The organism is Sphingobacteriaceae bacterium (assembly GCA_002319075.1).
Classification (GTDB): Bacteria; Bacteroidota; Bacteroidia; order B-17B0; family Aurantibacillaceae; genus Aurantibacillus.
Genome location: NVQB01000001.1, coordinates 792799 through 810210, shown reverse-complemented (window position 1 = coordinate 810210; position 17412 = coordinate 792799). Strand labels below are relative to the sequence as shown.

General features: G+C 39.0%; 16 protein-coding genes. 3 read left to right on the top strand and 13 right to left on the bottom strand.

Annotation, left to right across the window (positions count from 1 at the left end):
* Positions 1–43: 43 nt before the first annotated feature.
* The 7 genes from CNR22_03560 to CNR22_03530 all read right to left on the bottom strand — a co-directional run bounded on the left by CNR22_03560 (position 44) and on the right by CNR22_03530 (position 6064).
* A complete protein-coding gene (locus CNR22_03560; GenBank protein PBQ30890.1) occupies positions 44–736 on the bottom strand; it encodes a DNA-binding transcriptional regulator in 693 nt (230 codons plus the stop codon).
* Between the two features lie 120 nt (positions 737–856).
* Positions 857–3415, bottom strand: coding sequence for a hypothetical protein (locus tag CNR22_03555; protein PBQ30889.1), 2559 nt, complete (start codon positions 3413–3415; stop codon positions 857–859).
* Positions 3416–3651: 236 nt separating this feature from the next.
* Positions 3652–4209, bottom strand: coding sequence for a hypothetical protein (locus CNR22_03550; GenBank protein ID PBQ30888.1), 558 nt, complete (start codon positions 4207–4209; stop codon positions 3652–3654).
* Between the two features lie 58 nt (positions 4210–4267).
* The gene (locus CNR22_03545) at positions 4268–4855 is read right to left on the bottom strand and encodes a hypothetical protein (GenBank protein PBQ30887.1); all 588 of its coding nucleotides are present in this window, start codon (positions 4853–4855) and stop codon (positions 4268–4270) included.
* Positions 4856–4885: 30 nt separating this feature from the next.
* Positions 4886–5269, bottom strand: a complete 384-nt coding sequence (locus CNR22_03540; protein ID PBQ30886.1) for a DoxX-like family protein — start codon at positions 5267–5269, stop codon at positions 4886–4888.
* 6 nt (positions 5270–5275) lie between these two features.
* Positions 5276–5743: an ATPase gene (locus tag CNR22_03535; GenBank protein PBQ30885.1), complete on the bottom strand. Its 468-nt coding sequence runs from the start codon at positions 5741–5743 to the stop codon at positions 5276–5278.
* Complete coding sequence (locus tag CNR22_03530; protein PBQ30884.1) at positions 5744–6064, bottom strand: transcriptional regulator; 321 nt, start codon at positions 6062–6064, stop codon at positions 5744–5746.
* 165 nt (positions 6065–6229) lie between these two features.
* On the opposite strand from CNR22_03530, the gene CNR22_03525 reads away from it, so the two are divergent.
* Positions 6230–6676 (top strand): ATPase, encoded by a 447-nt coding sequence (locus CNR22_03525; protein PBQ30883.1) that lies wholly within the window; start codon positions 6230–6232, stop codon positions 6674–6676.
* On the opposite strand, the gene CNR22_03520 is transcribed toward CNR22_03525, so the two are convergent.
* The 3 genes from CNR22_03520 to CNR22_03510 all read right to left on the bottom strand — a co-directional run bounded on the left by CNR22_03520 (position 6657) and on the right by CNR22_03510 (position 10649).
* Entirely contained in the window at positions 6657–7505 is an 849-nt protein-coding gene (locus CNR22_03520; protein ID PBQ30882.1) for a hypothetical protein, read from the bottom strand. The two genes, CNR22_03525 and CNR22_03520, sit on opposite strands and share 20 nt — an antisense overlap.
* Before the next feature lie 84 nt (positions 7506–7589).
* Positions 7590–7886: a hypothetical protein gene (locus CNR22_03515; protein ID PBQ30881.1), complete on the bottom strand. Its 297-nt coding sequence runs from the start codon at positions 7884–7886 to the stop codon at positions 7590–7592.
* 126 nt (positions 7887–8012) lie between these two features.
* Positions 8013–10649: a DNA mismatch repair protein MutS gene (locus CNR22_03510; protein ID PBQ30880.1), complete on the bottom strand. Its 2637-nt coding sequence runs from the start codon at positions 10647–10649 to the stop codon at positions 8013–8015.
* Between the two features lie 170 nt (positions 10650–10819).
* Here CNR22_03510 and CNR22_03505 point away from each other — a divergent pair, with 170 nt between their 5' ends.
* Positions 10820–11272 (top strand): 3-oxoacyl-ACP synthase, encoded by a 453-nt coding sequence (locus CNR22_03505; GenBank protein PBQ30879.1) that lies wholly within the window; start codon positions 10820–10822, stop codon positions 11270–11272.
* Positions 11273–11533: 261 nt separating this feature from the next.
* Here the strand turns inward: CNR22_03505 and CNR22_03500 are convergent, their stop codons facing one another.
* A complete protein-coding gene (locus tag CNR22_03500; GenBank protein PBQ30878.1) occupies positions 11534–12799 on the bottom strand; it encodes an 8-amino-7-oxononanoate synthase in 1266 nt (421 codons plus the stop codon).
* Between the two features lie 137 nt (positions 12800–12936).
* On the opposite strand from CNR22_03500, the gene CNR22_03495 reads away from it, so the two are divergent.
* Positions 12937–14919 (top strand): hypothetical protein, encoded by a 1983-nt coding sequence (locus CNR22_03495; GenBank protein PBQ30877.1) that lies wholly within the window; start codon positions 12937–12939, stop codon positions 14917–14919.
* On the opposite strand, the gene CNR22_03490 is transcribed toward CNR22_03495, so the two are convergent.
* Together CNR22_03490 and CNR22_03485 are read right to left on the bottom strand one after the other, a co-directional pair.
* Complete coding sequence (locus tag CNR22_03490; protein ID PBQ30876.1) at positions 14916–16163, bottom strand: hypothetical protein; 1248 nt, start codon at positions 16161–16163, stop codon at positions 14916–14918. The genes CNR22_03495 and CNR22_03490 overlap by 4 nt on opposite strands.
* The gene (locus CNR22_03485) at positions 16141–17379 is read right to left on the bottom strand and encodes a tetracycline resistance MFS efflux pump (protein ID PBQ30875.1); all 1239 of its coding nucleotides are present in this window, start codon (positions 17377–17379) and stop codon (positions 16141–16143) included. Before CNR22_03485 ends, CNR22_03490 begins: the two co-directional genes overlap by 23 nt.
* Positions 17380–17412 lie beyond the last annotated feature (33 nt).

The window sequence follows — 17412 nt, the reverse complement described above, 5'->3', positions numbered from 1 at the left end:
TAAATTCCGTTGGCGACAGAGGTATGTCAGGGGTTAAAATGACCTAATAATTTTTGTCAAAAAAATCCTGAAGACTCATTTTTTGTGGCTTAAATTTTTCTGAAAGGACTTCCAGTTTTTTAATCCGGTCGAGCCGGAAATATCTGAACTCGTTGCGCATCCTGCACCAGGCCACTAACAGCCAGTTTTCCTGGGTACTTAATAAAGCAAAGGGTTCGATGAGACGGCTTGTGCTTTTTTTTGATTCGTTGGTGTAGTCAACCTTTATTACATAAAAATTTGTAAGGGCATACTGAAGGTCAGATAAATTATTACTGTTTTTTTCGCTGTTTGTATTCTGACTAAAGCGTGTTCTCTGTGCTAAAAGATTGGCTTTGTCTTTTACAGCGTGCCCCAGAACGGCTTTAATTTTGTCTATTGCTTCAGAATACTCTTTTACGAAAGAGGCATCTTTATTTTTTAAAACTAATTGTTCTGCAATGATCAGTGCGTTTGCCTGACTTTCAGTAAACATTACAGGCGGAATTCTATAACCTTCCATTAAGCTATAACCTTTTCCTTCTTCGGTAACAATGGGAACTCCCGATTGTTCTAGCGACCGCATATCTCTGTAAATAGTTCTTACACTTACAGAATATTTCTCAGCCAGTTCCGTTGCCGTTAAAAGCCGCTTGGTTTGCAGCTGGTTTAAAATGGCAGTTAACCTGGGAAGTCGCTTTGTATCTTTCTGGTTCATGGTTCGGCAGTAGTTGCGGAAAAGCAAATATAGGGCTCCTGAACGGAAAAGACTTATCTGTCCTGGCAGAAAAAATCCGATTTGTGAAGTAGTTTGTAGTAGTTAAATTTTAAAAGTTGCCTAATCATCTTGCAGGGGTAATTCAATAATAAATTCGGTACCATATCCTGGCTTACTAGCTACTCTTATTGTTCCGCCCAGGGTTTCTACCTGCGACTTAACCATAAACAACCCCATTCCTTTGCCTTCTATGTGGCGTTCAAATCTTTGATAGAGCTTAAACACTTTGTCTCCATAGCGATTCAGGTCCATACCTATCCCATTATCGTTAAAAGACAGTTTTATTTTTTCTTTTTCCAGGCTACTTTTTATAGTAATTGTAACGTTGAGTCCGGTTTTTTTATATTTGATACTGTTTGAAATTAAATTGTAAAAGATACTGTGAATGTAACTTCTAACAGAAGTAATGTGCTCTATTTCTGAGAAATCGGTGAGTATAGTAACGCTTTCATCCATTATATAAGTTTGAATACTGGCCTCTATATCACTTACAAGATTTTCTAAACTGATCTGCTCTTTCTCCATACCAAGAACAGACCTTAACTCCAGTATTTTATTTAAGTCCATTACGACTGTGTCCAGCTTTTGCACTGCGGTAAATAAATAGTTCTGCATCACTTCTTTTTCTTCGGGAGAAGTACTGTTTTTTATAAGATTGCTTAAGCCCAGGATGTTCGCAACCGGAGAGCGAAGATTATGTGAAATGATGTAAGCAAATTGTTCAAGGTGTTTATTCCTGTCGGTAATATCGCGACTCATTTTTTCACGTTCTTCCTCAATGAGTTTTTTTTCGGTTATATCGCTAAAATTAGTGACAAATGCATTAATGGCCGGTTCGTGAAACATGTTGGTCACCATGCCTTCGCACCAGCGCCATGTTCCATTCTTATGTAAAAACCGGTGCAAAAAAGAAAGTGATTCTCCGGGCTGATTTAATAGTTGACTTCTTTTGTCAGCAAAAGCGGCAAGATCATCCGGGTGAAAAAATAGAGCCGCAGATTTATGTACAAATTCCTCTTCGCTATATCCCAATACTTTAGTGATCGAAGGACTGCAGTAAATGATCGTAGCATTCAGGCTTGTAAGTACTTTTACATCTGTACTTTTTTCGATGAGGGCGCGGAAACGTTTTTCATTCTGGACAATTAATTTTTCAGTTTCTTCATGTTTTTTTGTTTTGTCCATAATTTCAAGAGCAAAAGAAACATCCCCCACAGCTTCTTGCAGCAAGGCCACTTCTTGTGTGTCAAAAAAATCTTTTGTTCCGGATGTAAAAGCAAACACGCCAACCACCTTTCCAAATTTTTTAATCGGGAAGGTACTATTTGACCTTAAACCTGTTGTCACAAATTCATCTTTCCAGGGTAGCATGCAAGGATCATTTTCTACATCGTTGCATACAGCGTGTTCGCCTGTTCTCAAAGCTCTGCCCGTTGGAGTATCTTTAAGTAAATCTGTTGTATAATCGAGATTAAGATGTTTGCCACCGTCGGTAGTAGGGTGATCGCCGCACACTTCAATCATGTCAATTTTATTTTCAGCGTTTAACCATCCTATCCAGGCGGTTTTAAATTCGCCAATAGTTACAGCGATATTGCAGGCATTGTAAAGAAGTTTTTCTCTGGTGTTTACATGTACTATATTTTGATTAATGGCACTTATAAAGGCATAAAGACGGTTTACCTCTTTTAGTTTTAATTCTGTTTTTTTACGCGCCGTAATGTCCATCGACAGAATAAACAAACCTTCTGGCACGGGGTGCGCACTCAGTTCAAAGTCTGCCCTTCTGCCATCTGGAAAAATAAATGTTGTTTCAAACTGGCGGCTTATTCTTTTTACCATGCATTCCTCCAGGATTTTAAAAACTTCCAGATGTTCTATGCCTGGATATTTTTCCATCAATGTCAGGCCTATAAGTTCTTCCTTAGAACCCATACTATACCTTTCAAGGGTGTCGTTGGCGTATATGTATCTCCAGTTAAAATCGTGTATCTGTACACCTTCTAAAAGGCCGTCAAGTGTTTTACTGAAACGATCTTCTTTCTCTGAAAGTTCCTGTTCTTTGTTTTTTCTTTTTGAACGTTGATCAAACAAACCTGTTGTAGTGGAAATAAGCACAACACCGAAGAGCAAAATAAAGATGAGTAGGGCAATACCATCCTCTTTTAAGGCCTTATTTAAGTTTTCTTTGCGATGCTCCACTAAAAAATTTGTTCGCTGAACACCTTGTTCTAATAGCGTGTTTATAGAACGCAGAGCATGAAGGTGGGCCTGCGCCCGGCGATTTACAATAGAATCAATCACATTGCTTCTTGTTAGCCAAGCTAGTTCAGAACGAATCAAAACATCAACTGATTTGGCTATTCTTCTATTCATCGAATCTGCCACCAGGCCTTGTAATTTCTCAAGCTCAACTATCACCGTTTGACTATCCGTATAAAAAAAATGAGGTTGAAACTGGTTAGCTACCGCAAGCACTTCAGGGAAAATTACCGCGGCGTTGTTAACATGTCGGGAAAGGTTGTTAAAGCTATTATGTACCTTATTTGCCCTCGCACTTAAGTCGATGTATTCTTCTAATTGGCGGTACGCTTTGAAAAAAAACAGGATGCTTGACACTAGCAGTGCAAACGCAAAAACATAAAAATATATGTATTTCCTTTTTATCAAAAATTTGGGTAAGCTTCGTTTAATCCGGAATTACTCTGTTGTCTGTTTTTTCAAATAGACAAAAAAATAACCACATTTTCTACCCAAAATGATGGAAAAACTTACATCGGAATTCTATTTGCGGGAAATTGTAAAAGAAAAGGCCTGTGTAGGCGTGATCTAAAATGTAGTCTGTTTAACGCTCCTTAAACTTTTACAGAACCGCGGAATCCGCGTGCCGCATAATAGGATTCAGCCCCATTATGGTAAACAAAAATAGTATCGTAGCGACGATCTCCAAACAGCGCGCCGCCTAACTTGCGAATGTTAGCAGGGGTAACAAGCCAACTCGATGTTTTCCTGTCGAAATTTCCAAGCTCCTGTAACTCTCTGTATTCTTCTTCTGTTAAAAGTTCAACGCCCATTTCTTCCGCCATGGCCATAACGCTGTTTTTTGGTTTGTTTTCTTTACGCGATGAATGGGCCTCGTGATCATAACATAAACTTCTTCGTCCTTTCGGACTTTCTTCTGAACAATCATAAAAAATAAATTCACCCGTTTTTTTATCATAGCCCACAACATCCGGTTCCCCTTCGGTTAATTCCATTTGGTCGATCGACCAGAGTTTTTCAGGATGAGCTTCCAGTCTTGCTTGTACCTTGGCCCAATCAAGGCCTTTATGACGGTTCATGTTTTTTTCAAAACGGTTTTTTAGAACTTGCAATAGGTCTGAATAGTTTGATTCTTTTTTAGACGTTTTCATAGTGAAATGGGTTGGAGTACTGAAGGATTTACTAGTATTTTAAAATAGGTTTGAATTTCTAGTCATCCACGCCTTTTCCTTTAAGGATTTGAGGGATATATTTTTCTATTCTTGATTCCCGTGTGGACGATTGTTTCGCAGATGAAAAATAAAGTAAATAGCCTCTTTGTCTTCCCGGAGTTAAAGTTTCAAAAGCTTTTTTAAGACCTGCGTTTTTCTCTAACCTGCTTTTAAATTCTTCAGGCATTTTAAATTCCCTGGTTTCTTTCATCGGAACTTTTTCACCCGATTTTTCAATTTTTATAGCTTCTTTAATGTATGTTTTTATCGTGGTCTTCAGATCAATAATTTCGCGAAGATCCGTAAACCGCATTTGGCGCGCAGCCTGAACATTTTCGGTTTGCTGAATAAGTACTGCTTTTACATCTTTTATAAGCACGCCTTTATGAAATAAGAGCGCACAGTAGTCTTTAAAAGTATGGATTAAAACTACGTTATTTCCATCTAAAGTATAACAAGGCACACCCCATTTTAATTCTTCGGTTAAGCCGCTGTCTAATACTATGGTTCTTAACAGGTCTATTTCTTTCTGCCATTTTTTGGCTTTCGTAAAATAAAAATCAACTTTCGGGTTGGTCTCGCTCATAATTCTTTTCTTAGAATGAAATTAGAAATCTTATTTAACAGTTGCAATAAGTCTTCTTTCAGCTGGTCTGAAATACCATGAAACAGAAGTCAATACCAGTAACAGAGAAGGACCAAAAAGTTCAATGGCAGAGTCGCCCATAGCAAGATGGGAAACTAAAGCGCCTGACATCGCGAAAAAAAATCCTGCATAAGCCCATTCTTTTACAAGAGCGAATTTGGGAACAAGTACGGCAATAACTCCTAGTAATTTCCAAATTCCGAGAAGCACCATAAAATAGGGCAGGTAGCCAAGCCTTTCCATGACAACTTTTTCGTCCGGAATCCTCAGGATCTGAACGATCCCCGTAACGGTCATCCCTAAAGCCAACCAACCGGTTGCGATCCAATAGATAATTTTGTTTCTTTTTGTCATGAGTTTTTATTTTAGAGGATTTAAAATTTCTTGTATGCGGTTATGTGCCATGTTTATGCCCTGTGCAAAAGGCAATTTAAGTAGTTGGTCTCTTACTTCTACCGACTTGTAAATAACATGCATGGTGAGTTTACTTGTTTCATCGCTTAAAGATTCGAATTCTAAAAATTCCAGTTGAATGGGAAAACCAGTATTCTCCATTTCAAATGTTCTTGTGATTTTTAGATTGGTTTGAAAGTCATGAATTGTACCATTAGACCGGAAGACGACGTTTCCTTTGGGATCAGAGGTTTCAAACTGATAGCTGCCGTGCTTTTTATTTTCAAGCTTCAAAACTTTTGTATTCATCCATTGCTCAACAATATCAGGTTCTGCATAAGCCCTAAAAAGTAAATCCAAAGGCAAATCAAATTCCCTGGTGATGGTTAACTCTTGTTTACCATCTTCGGCAGTAATTTTTGTTTTTCGTTCCATTTATTTGCGTTTATATTTTTTCATGACGGCCTCTAATTTATTAAATCTGTCCTCCCACATGCTCCGGAAAGGTTCTATAAAATCGGCGACCTCCTTCATTTTTTTGGCATTAATATGGTAATAAATTTCTCGCCCATTTTGTTCCTGCCTAAGTAACTGGCACTCGGTAAGTATCTGAATGTGTTTAGATACGGTTTGACGCGAAGAGTCAAAATTCTCTGCAATAGCACTGGGAGTCATTGCCTGAAGCGCTACTAAAGTTATTATGGCCCTGCGGGTAGGGTCGGCCAGTGCCTGAAAAACATCTCTACGGATTTCCATTGTGCAGTTATTTGACTGCGAATATACGTGCAGTTATTTAACTGCGCAAATTTATTTTGGTTTTTTTTAACGTACGAGTAACCTGTCGCAATTACCCCCTTAAAATTCGTGATCAGCCTCCATAGTGGCATTTGAATTGTAGCATATTTGTATAAAACTGAAACTATGAAAGAGCAATTTAAAATTACCCTAAATGCTTCCCGCGAAAAAGTGTGGGATGCTTTATTCACAGATCAAAATTACCGTTACTGGACTTCTGTCTTTGCAGAGGGCTCATGGGTTGACACTACCTGGCAAAAAGGAAGCAAAGCTTTATTTCTCGACTCAAAAAATGACGGCATGTCGTCCGTAATTGAGGAAAATATACCCAGTGAATTTTTGTCTATCAGGCACATGGGAACTGTTTTAAAAGGCGAGGAGTACCTTAATCGCCCTGAGGATGACGAATGGAGAGGTGGGCACGAAAATTATACTTTGAAGGAGAGTCACGGAAAAACTGAGCTCACTGTGGACCTCGAGTTTGGAGATATTGGTGAGAAAATGGTACACTATTTTAAAGAGACCTGGCCGAAAGCCCTTGATCTATTGAAGGCTATTGCAGAGAAAAATTAGGTTGTTTAGGATTTCTAAACATGTTAATGACTGTATGTTTTAGTTTGTACCAAACACGTTTTGGTAAGGATGGTCTTTCTGTGTAGAGATTATTGGCAAACGACGCACCCATTATTCTTTCATCCCTTATCACATTTACGTCTCTTATAACTTCTTCCGTAGCAGGAACACTTACCGTTACTTCAACAATAAGCAAAGCCTGCAGGCTGATATGCAGACGGTTTGGGAGACTATTTCGGTCCAGTACTACCGTGCGTTCCACGAAATTTTCTGACGTACAGGTGATTTTAAAAAATCCTGAAAGGCCACTATCAGGTAGTAAGATTTCGTATTCTCCAGTGCCGTTAGTGTAGAAGGCGCTTACTGGCAAAGTGTCTCTTCTGCTTGTATAAACTTTGATCGTTGCGCTAATGCCCGCTTTAGTTTCTCTGTTAAAGATTTTTCCTCTAATAATACGTTCATGTTTCTGTAAGTTTGTTGTTTGAACTTCAGGTCTTACAACAGCTGTTTTTTGAACCGCATTTTGACCATTAGAAAGGAGTGGCAAACTCAATAGCCCTGCCAGAACTAAATTTAAGCTTGTATGTTTTTTTGAGTGATCAAAATTATTAGCGGGGTAGATTTTTTTTAATTGATCTGGCAAAAAGCTTCCGCAAATCTCACCCGCGTTTTTTTTACTTAAAATCCGCAGAATCTCTGCGTCGCTCATGGCAGCAAAATCGGTCACTACTTTAGAACATTGACTGCAGAAACCGCCGTTTCCGATTTTTGGCATGGCGTTCCAATTCTGATCACAGGGGGTTTTAATTTCGATTTTAAAATGTTTCATGCTTCCGTTTAGCTATTCATCAATTAGACGCAGACCTAATAATTTTCCATAAAATAAAATCAAAAGAATTAAGGAATGCTTCTTTTATAAACTACTCCAAAAATCGAGAAACAAACAGAGCGCAATTAATGTAAGGGAAGTGATGTACAGGGTTCTTATTCGGGCTGTTTTTGCGGAAATTAGTTTTGTGATAAAGTAAAAAGCAGCTACAAAAGCGAACAAGTCTATAAGGATTAGAAAGGTGGAAGAAAATTGAGCTCTGAAAATCCGGGAAGCTTCTTCGATCTCAGGATACCTTGCAAAAAGCACAAACCAATACGCTTTAATGCATAAACACATAACGAGCGTTGCATAGGAAATAATTTTATTGAAATTGGTCACACTGTAAGATATAAATGGTCTTGATGACCTTCGGTTTAGCGAAGATGAATTTAAAAAAGTAAATACCATCTTAGACCTGCACTATCAGCACTATCTGCACTATCTGCGGCAGAAGGCAGGTTTGCCCTACCCACCCACCAACTTTTTAATTTCACTCAACTTCAATAGCGCCTCCACCGGAGTTAAAGTATTGATATCCGTAGCTAGAATATCTTCTTTGATTTGCTGTAATAAAGGATCATTCAATTGAAAGAAACTCAACTGCATTTCACTTTTATCTTTGGATGGGATCTTTGCACTGCCATTAATAACAAGGTCTGCCGTTCCTTCCAATTCAAATTCGTGTTCTTTTTCTAATTTTTTCAGAATAGCGTTTGCACGGTCAATCACATAGTTCGGCATACCGGCCATTCTTGCTACGTGAATCCCGAAGCTGTGTTCGCTTCCACCTTCTGCCAGCTTGCGTAGGAAGATGATTTTATTTCCACTTTCTTTAACAGAAACATTAAAGTTTTTAATGCGTGGAAAAAGGTTACTCATGTCATTTAGTTCGTGATAGTGCGTTGCGAACAGTGTTTTGGCGCGGTTTACAGGCTGGTTATGCATAAATTCTGCAATACTCCAGGCAATGGAAATACCATCGTAGGTAGAAGTACCGCGACCGATTTCATCTAACAACACTAAACTTCTGTCGCTTAAATTATTTAAAATGCTCGCTGTTTCATTCATTTCCACCATAAAGGTAGATTCGCCGGAACTGATATTGTCTGTGGCGCCTACACGGGTAAAGATTTTATCAATAATACTTAAGCGCGCTTCTTTAGCAGGAACGTAAGATCCTATCTGGGCTAATAAAACAATTAATGCCGTTTGGCGTAATAAAGCAGATTTACCACTCATATTGGGACCGGTAATCATCATAATCTGTTGTGTATCGTTGTCGAGATAAACAGAATTGCTCACATAATCTAAACCAACAGCTAATTGTTTTTCTATTACCGGATGTCTGCCATCGGTAATGTCTATAGCATATCCTTCACCAAAAAAAGGACGGTTATAATTATTGCTGTTTGCTAAAATAGCAAAACCACAAAACACATCCAGTCTTGCGAGTAAGTTAGCGTTGAGTTGAATTGGAGCAATGTAATCTGCCAGATCGCGCACCAGGTTTTCAAACAACTGCACTTCAATAGACATGATCTTTTCTTCCGCCCCTAGTATTTTTTCTTCATATACTTTTAATTCTGGGGTAATATAACGCTCAGCTGTGGTGAGTGTTTGTTTGCGGATCCATTCTTGTGGAACTTTATCTTTATGTAAATGTGTAACTTCTAAATAATAACCGAACACAGAATTAAAGGCCACCTTCAAAGAAGTGATCCCTGTTTTTTCTACTTCACGTTGTTGAATCTGCAATAGATAATCTTTCCCGTTAAAAGCAATGTTGCGCAGCTCGTCCAGTTCAGCATTAATTCCTTTGGCTATCACATTTCCTTTCATAACGCTAACGGGCGCTTCTTCATTCAGCTCGTTGTCGAGACGTTCAAACATCACCTGGCAAGGATTTAACTGATCGGCAATTTTTTGAAGAGTAGGGTTGGCGGAAGATTTTATTTTGTCCTTGATCTCTGAAATAATACCGAGCGATCTTTTTAAATGCACCAATTCCCTAGGTGTTACTTTAAAGGCAGAAACTTTAGAAATTAAACGTTCGAGATCACCGACTTCTTTTAAAGAAGAAATTAATTCTTCGCGTTGCTCATTTTCAGTTACAAAAAATTCAACGGCGTTTAAACGCTCGTTAATAGCGTCAATGTTTTTTAAGGGAAGTGCTAACCAACGTTTCAATAAACGCGAGCCCATCGGACTAACGGTTTTGTCTATGACGTCGATCAGGCTTTTTCCGTTTTCATGATTGCTTCCATAAAGTTCTAAATTACGAATGGTGAATTTATCCAGCCAAACGTAATTATCTTCTTCAATGCGGCTAACACGGTTGATGTGTTTTAATTTATCATGTTTTGTTTCGCCAAGGTAATGCAAAATGGCTCCACAGGCCTTGATGGCGGTGTGCTGGTCTTCAATTCCGAAGCCTTTAAGAGAAACTGTATCAAATTGCTTGGTCAGACTTTCATATCCAAAATCATAAGCAAAAGCCCAATCATCCAAACCAAAACAATAAAAACGATCGCCGATTAAATCGGTAAGCTCGGTTTTTTTTGATTTTTCGAAAAGTAATTCGTTAGGTTTAAAATTTTGAATGAGTTTTTCAATATAGTCGTGAGTGCCTTGCGCAACAAGAAATTCACCGGTAGAAACATCACAAAGAGCAAGTCCTGCAGAATCCTTTTCAAGATGTACAGAAGCAAGAAAATTATTTTGCTGGTGGTTTAAGATCTTATCGTTGTAACTAACGCCAGGGGTTACCAATTCAGTAATACCACGTTTTACAATACCTTTCACCATTTTAGGATCTTCGAGCTGATCACAAATTGCGACACGATAACCGGCGCGCACTAATTTTGGTAAATATGAATCTAATGAGTGATGCGGAAATCCTGCCAGCTCAATGTGTGAAGCTGAACCGTTAGCGCGTTTTGTAAGCACAATACCCAGTACTTTAGATGCTTTGATTGCATCTTCTCCAAATGTTTCGTAAAAATCTCCAACCCTGAATAATAAAATTGCATCAGGATATTTCGCCTTGATGGTATTGTATTGTTTCATTAAGGGGGTTTCTTTTACTTCCGTCGTCTTTGCCATAAATAGGGTAACTAAGTTAAGCTATTCGTAAGCGTTTCAGTACCTGACTTTTTAACACGGGCCTTCAAATTGTTAATAGTTGAATCTTAAGTTAGTCGGGTGCAGACACTTAGTTTGCCGCTAATTGATTGTAAGAACAAACAGGTTTATTGTTTACCTTTATAAAAACTATGGATCTCTTTAAAGAAAAAGTGCTGGAGCATTGTAAAGACACTGTTCGTCGTAAGATTGAGCTTATTGCTTTTTCTATGGACGAGATCAGCGGATCTATGGAGAACGAAACAAAAAGTTCTGCGGGCGACAAGCACGAAACGGCCCGTGCAAAAATGCAAAGCGAGCACGAAAAATTAAGCTGGCAATTGGATGAACTAAAAAATCAATATGAGCAGCTCACTAAAATAGATAAAGAACGCTCTATTCAAAGCGTCTCCAGTCAAAATTTAGTGTACACAGATAAAGGTATTTTTTTCATCATCATTCCGCTGGGTAAAGTTGAACTGGATGGAAAAACTATCTACGTAATTTCACCAGGTTCTCCGTTAGGAAAATCTTTAATAGGATTAAAACTCGATGAAAAGGTGAAGGTGAATGAGTTTGAGTATCGAATTCTCTCGATACTCTAATGCAAGTTCGACGCAGATTTCCCAGATTTCGCAGCGTTAAACTCGGAATTTACCTGGACAATTTCGCTAATCAAATTTCAAATTTAAGTTTGGCCGTTCATCACAACCATAAATTCGAAGGATTTATGATCTATGAAATTTAATTTATCGATTCTTGCAAAAAACCTGTGTAATCTGCGAAATCAGCGTCAAAAAAAATCCCGGTCTCTCCCGACAGCTATCGGGAGAAAACGGGATTCGTATAATTCGTGAAATGAGTGTTTAAAGTGCCTGCGAAAATCCTTCACGGATCTTGTCGGCCATGTATAAACCTCCGTATAATTTATCTTTTATTTTACTGAAAGATTCAATAGTGTATTTTACATCTTCCATCGTATGCATAGCTGTGGGAATTAAACGTAAAATGATCATGCCTTTTGGAATTACAGGATACACAACCATAGAACAGAAAATACCGAAGTTCTCACGTAAATCAATTACCATGTTGGTTGCTTCGGGAATAGACCCATTCATGTAAACCGGGGTTACCATGGTATTAGTATCACCAATATTAAATCCTGCATCTACTAATCCTTTTTGCAAATTCGTAGCGATGTCCCACAATTTAGTGCGGTATTCGGGATGTGCGTTTAATAAGTCAAGACGTTTTAGTAAACCAATTACCAATGGCATTGGCAATGATTTTGCGAAAATCTGAGAACGCATGTTGTAACGCAGGTAAGTGATAATTTCTTTTGAAGAAGAAATAAATCCACCAATTAAAGCAAAAGACTTCGCGAAAGTACCAAAGTAAATATCTACTCCATCCTGGCAACCTTGTGCTTCACCGGTTCCGCCGCCCTTAGCGCCCATTGTTCCAATGCCATGAGCATCGTCAACAAATAAACGGAAATTGTATTTTTTCTTTAAATCAACAATCTCTTTTAATTTACCCTGGTCGCCACGCATTCCAAACACTCCTTCTGTAATCACCAGAATAGCGCCTTTATTTCCGTTTTCTTCAATTAATTTTTTAGCGCGCTCTAATTGTTTTTCGCAATCAGCCACATCGTTGTGTTTGAATACGTAACGTTTTCCCATGTGTAAACGTACGCCGTCTAAGATACAAGCGTGACTTTCAGCGTCATAAACAATTACGTCATGACGGTCAACAATCGCATCAATTGCCGAAACCATTGCCTGGTAACCGAAATTACAAAGTATAGTGTCTTCTTTATTAACCAGTTTAGATAATCCTTTTTCAAGGGCTTCGTGATAATCGGAATTGCCGCTCATCATACGCGCACCCATGGGAGCAGCCAGACCAAATTGTGTTGCTCCGTCAATATCAGCTTGTCTTACTTCAGGATGGTTTGCCAATCCAAGATAATTGTTTAAGCTCCAGTTAAGTAATTTTTTACCGCGAAATTCCATATGCGGATTAATATCTCCCGTTAATTTCGGAAAGGTAAAATACCCATGAGATTCCTTTGCATGTTCACCAATCGGACCTAAATTCGCTTTTATTTTTTCGAAAATATCTTTCATTAATCTGTCTTTGTTTATAGGCGCAAAGATACGGCTTTTTAAAAGATATAAAAATTTGATTTTTCTTGTCTAAGCGCCTGAATTCTAGTAGGTTTAAACTAATCCCAACTAGTCTAACTATTTCAAAAAACCACCCAATGAAAAAAATCTACACACTTGTATTAGCTTTCGCCGCGCTTTTTTCTACCGCTCAAACTATCTGTAGTTCGTCAGGAAACGTGATGCTTTTTACAAATTACGATGGAGGAACGATTACGATTAACGTTGATCAGAATATTTCAAATTTAAAAATAGGTATTTGCAGTTACGAAGCCTGCCAGGTTAATCTTAGCGGAGCCTTTATAGCCAATGTCACAGCTGTACATTACGCAGGTTTTAATAATTCAAACAATTCCAGCTGTGGCGCTTCAATTGCCACTACAACTATCACAGGAGCTCCTGGAACGGCTGCTGTTAGTGTATCGTTTGCGCCGGCAGCAACGCTGTCAAACGCTAATGGGTACGGCTCTATTATATGCGGCTATTCGTGCAATAATACTACAAGCCAGGGTGGTTGTAATACGGTTGATCAGGTAGAAGCTTATTTTTTAAATTATTTTTCAGGAAGTAGTTTATACGCGCATAAAGTGCAGTACGGTTGCTGGACAGGCACACAGAGCCTGTCTGTGGGTGGGAATTGTTGTCCGCCGCCTCCTGTGTATGGAGGAAGTATTACGGCCAGCCAGACTATTTGTGCCGGACAAACACCCAATTCATTTTCTTCATCAGCGTCTGCTTCAGTTACTTCTGGTACGATTACCTACGAATGGCAATCTTCTACAACATCTGTCAATAGCGGTTTTACAACTATTGCGTCAGCCAATTCACTTACTTACGCTCCGGGTGCTCTGTCGCAAACCACTTATTTTCGACGGGCCGCAAGCACTTCTACAAGCAATGTCGGTTATTCTGATGTGATCACAGTTTATGTTTTGCCATTGCCTTTGGTTTCTATTAGCGGTAATACGGCAGTGTGTTTTGGTTCTAGTACCATACTCAACGCTACCGGAGGCACTAGTTATTTCTGGAGTCCGGGAGGATTCACAAGCTCCGTAGCGGTTTTTAGTCCAACAATCAGTACAATTGTTTCGGTAACTTGTTTTCCTTCTAATGGCTGTAGTGTTGCCGTAAACGTACCATTGCTTGTAAATCCTCTGCCTTTTGCTGTTGTTTCTTCGTCTCATCCAAATTCTCTTTGTTTAGGCAGCACCGCTACCTTAACGGCAAGTGGGGGCGTTTCTTACACATGGATACCCGGAAACCTTTCGGGTGCAAACGTAACAGTGTCGCCACAAACTACCACTGCCTATACTGTAAGTGTACAGAACCAGAATGGCTGCGTTAGCAAAACGCTACTGATTCTAAATGTTGATCCGGTGCCGGTGATCTCTATCCTCTCAAGTCCTGCATTGGTATGCAGTGGCCAATCGAATACACTTACTGGAGTTGGAGCAACAACGTTCACCTGGTTACCCATGAATATTATAAGTACATCGGTTTCAGTTCTTCCAACGGGAACAAGTGTTTACACGGTTATTGGTGAGGATGGAAATTGCTCTGATTCGGCATCGGTAACACTTCAGCCTCTTCCATCTCCCACAGTTTTGGTTGGTAGTGTAAAACAAAACATTTGCAGAAATGAAAGCACTTTTATAACCGTGGCCGGTGCAGCTACATATACACTACAAAATTCAAATACCGCAATCATGTCTAATTCCATCAGCGTAAGTCCCACTATTACCACCAACTATACGGTAGCAGGCACAGGCGCCAACGGGTGTTCGGGATTGGCAGTTAAGACTATAACGGTTTTCGGTTGCATAGGATTGGCTGATGAGAATCTCACGCAAAGCAACGGAGTGATAATTTATCCTAATCCAAACAATGGCGAATTTTATTTGCGGGCAGAAAAGGGAATGTCACTGAAGCTTATGAATAGTGTAGGACAAGTGGTGCGTCAATTGGAACTTAATTCGGGCAACAGCTTTAAAATTTCGGTAACGGGTTTAACAACTGGTATTTATTTTATCGTGAATGCAGATAAGAGTTTTCATCAAAAATTGATCGTGCAAACACATTAGCCGGTCGCCAAAACTTTTTTTCTAAACCGTAGATCGTACAGTTGAAAATAGCATACGATAATGGTAATAAGCCAAAGACAGGAAATAAAATCCGGGTCAAAGATAAGTGTGGAGTATTTTGGAAGTTGTAAAAATTTCAGGACAGCTTCCAGGTTTAATAAATAAGCAGAGCTCGCAACGAAAGCGAGTACAGGTTTTTTTTGCAGAATGCAGTAGGTTAACAAAAATGCAAAAGCGGGATGTGCATACCTTTCGTGCATTTGGGTGTTGAAATAGAAAAAGAGCATTGGAATAAGCGAACAAATGAGGAGGATCTTTTCAAGACTCAAATACACGGGCATTCTTGTTTTAAATGAAAGATATAAAACCTTAAACTGCGGAAAGAGGGCCAGGGCAGACGTGGCGCAGAAAAACATGAGCCCCCAGCTTTTGTAACTTAAGCCAAACGCCGTTGCAGTATCATACATTTTTGTGAGATCACCGTTAAAGAAAAAATGCCAAAGGTTAAAGGCATTAGCAGACAAAACCGGAAACTTGTCAACGGACCCTGTTACTACTCTAATGAGATTTTCCATTGTTCCTGCATTGATAAAGGGAAGAACAATCAGGTATTGAACGATGGCGAGTGACGCAATCCATCCGATAGTTTTTTTTAAGGAAAAAGTGGCAACAAGATCCGGAAGTATAAATAATCCTATTACAGGAACAAAGATGATGGCGTGCAATTTAAAATTGAGTGCTAGTAAAAGAAATAAAAGAGAACGGAAAATTTTGTGTTTAAAAGCATAATAACAACTTATAAATACCAAACATCCCAGGATGATATCTACCTGCCCCCATACCACCGCGTTATAGAGCACTCCTATGTTCAGCAGGTAAAATAAAACATTAATAAGGGTGGTGTCATCATTTTCTTTTTCATTACGTATTAATTTAAAAACAAAATACCCTGTTATGAAATGAAAAACAAGCGTGATCATTTTCAGGTAATAAATATTCTTAGCGATCTCTTCTTCACTGCCCTGGAATAACAGGTAAAATTTTAAAATATAATGGTAGAGGGGAACATAATCCGTAAAATAATTATACACATTACCCAAACCCATCGTGTAGCTATGTCGGGCCCATTCGCTCCAGCACCAGTTATCATAAGGGTGTCCGGTTCTGGGAAAAACAAACCAGAACAGCGAAAATAACAGGAGGCAAATGTAAATGTATTTCTTAGTGGGGTTTGGATTGTTCATGATTTGGGAGGATCATTTTTTTTAATGTGTTATAACTTAAAATGAGACTAATTAAAGAAAGTACTCCCCCGATGAAGAAGGAAATTCCCGGAAAATATACAGGTCCATTTTTTCTGGTGAAATAAGTAAAAGACATACTCATAACCAGGGGGCCAATAATGGACGTAAGGCTTATAAGACTTGTAATGCCTCCCTGTAGCTCACCCTGCTCATTAGCAGGCACCCTGGCACTTAAAATACTTTGAATGTTAGGCGTGGCAATTCCGCCCAACGCATAAGGGATCATAAAGGCAAACATCATCCAGCTTTGATTTGCGATAGAAAAAAGAAAAAAGCCCAGCATAATAAATCCTAGTCCGACAAAAATACTTCGCTTAACACCTAAGGTTTTTGTAGCCACTCCAATAAGTCCGCCTTGCACGATGGATACTGTTACGCCAACAAATGCGAGGGAAAGACCAATCATTTTTTCGTTCCAGTTAAAACGTTCAATGCAAAAGAAGGTCCATATGCTCGGCATAGCTTGACCTGCAATGTTTACCAGAAACAAAATGATAATGAGGTTAAAAATGACTTTATGTTTTGTAAGTCTGTACAAAGATTCGAATGGATTGGCGCGTTTCCAGCTAAAGGCACGGCGGTGGTCCTTGTCGAGAGATTCAGGTAAAATAAAATAGCCAAATAAAAAATTTAACAGCGAGAAGCCTGCAGCGGCTATGAATGGAGCACGGGTATCGATGCTTCCAAATAAAGAACCCAGTAGCGGCCCAATGATAAAACCCAATCCGAAAGCAGCGCCGATCATTCCAAAATTTTTAGCGCGATTTTCATTTGTACTTACATCTGCAATATAAGCTGACGCTGTTGTGAAACTTGCCCCACAAACTCCTGCAATAATTCTTCCTATAAACAACCAAAAAATAGTCGGTGCAAAAGCAAGAAATACATAGTCGAGTCCTAATCCCAGAAGCGAAAGTAATAAAATGGGTCTTCTGCCATATCGGTCGCTAAGGCCACCTAGTACCGGCGAAAAAATAAAAGACATGATGGCGTAAGAAAAATTTAACCATCCCCCATAACTCGCGGCAGTGCTGATGTCAGCCCCACTCAAACTTTGTATTAAGGCGGGTAGAGTAGGGATGATGATGCCGATACCAATACAATCGATCAAAATAGTGAGGAAGATAAAGAGGATAGGTTTTTGGGTTTTTTCCATAACACAATGTTACAAAAATTTGTTTCGGAGAGA

Bases quoted from the DNA above. Each gene is read 5' to 3' on its own strand.
- CNR22_03560 (PBQ30890.1), bottom strand. From the start codon at position 736: ATGAACCAGAAAGATACAAAGCGACTTCCCAGGTTAACTGCCATTTTA.
- CNR22_03550 (PBQ30888.1), bottom strand. From the start codon at position 4,209: ATGAAAACGTCTAAAAAAGAATCAAACTATTCAGACCTATTGCAAGTT.
- CNR22_03545 (PBQ30887.1), bottom strand. From the start codon at position 4,855: ATGAGCGAGACCAACCCGAAAGTTGATTTTTATTTTACGAAAGCCAAA.
- CNR22_03540 (PBQ30886.1), bottom strand. From the start codon at position 5,269: ATGACAAAAAGAAACAAAATTATCTATTGGATCGCAACCGGTTGGTTG.
- CNR22_03535 (PBQ30885.1), bottom strand. From the start codon at position 5,743: ATGGAACGAAAAACAAAAATTACTGCCGAAGATGGTAAACAAGAGTTA.
- CNR22_03530 (PBQ30884.1), bottom strand. From the start codon at position 6,064: ATGGAAATCCGTAGAGATGTTTTTCAGGCACTGGCCGACCCTACCCGC.
- CNR22_03525 (PBQ30883.1), top strand. From the start codon at position 6,230: ATGAAAGAGCAATTTAAAATTACCCTAAATGCTTCCCGCGAAAAAGTG.
- CNR22_03520 (PBQ30882.1), bottom strand. From the start codon at position 7,505: ATGAAACATTTTAAAATCGAAATTAAAACCCCCTGTGATCAGAATTGG.
- CNR22_03510 (PBQ30880.1), bottom strand. From the start codon at position 10,649: ATGGCAAAGACGACGGAAGTAAAAGAAACCCCCTTAATGAAACAATAC.
- CNR22_03505 (PBQ30879.1), top strand. From the start codon at position 10,820: ATGGATCTCTTTAAAGAAAAAGTGCTGGAGCATTGTAAAGACACTGTT.
- CNR22_03500 (PBQ30878.1), bottom strand. From the start codon at position 12,799: ATGAAAGATATTTTCGAAAAAATAAAAGCGAATTTAGGTCCGATTGGT.
- CNR22_03495 (PBQ30877.1), top strand. From the start codon at position 12,937: ATGAAAAAAATCTACACACTTGTATTAGCTTTCGCCGCGCTTTTTTCT.
- CNR22_03490 (PBQ30876.1), bottom strand. From the start codon at position 16,163: ATGAACAATCCAAACCCCACTAAGAAATACATTTACATTTGCCTCCTG.
- CNR22_03485 (PBQ30875.1), bottom strand. From the start codon at position 17,379: ATGGAAAAAACCCAAAAACCTATCCTCTTTATCTTCCTCACTATTTTG.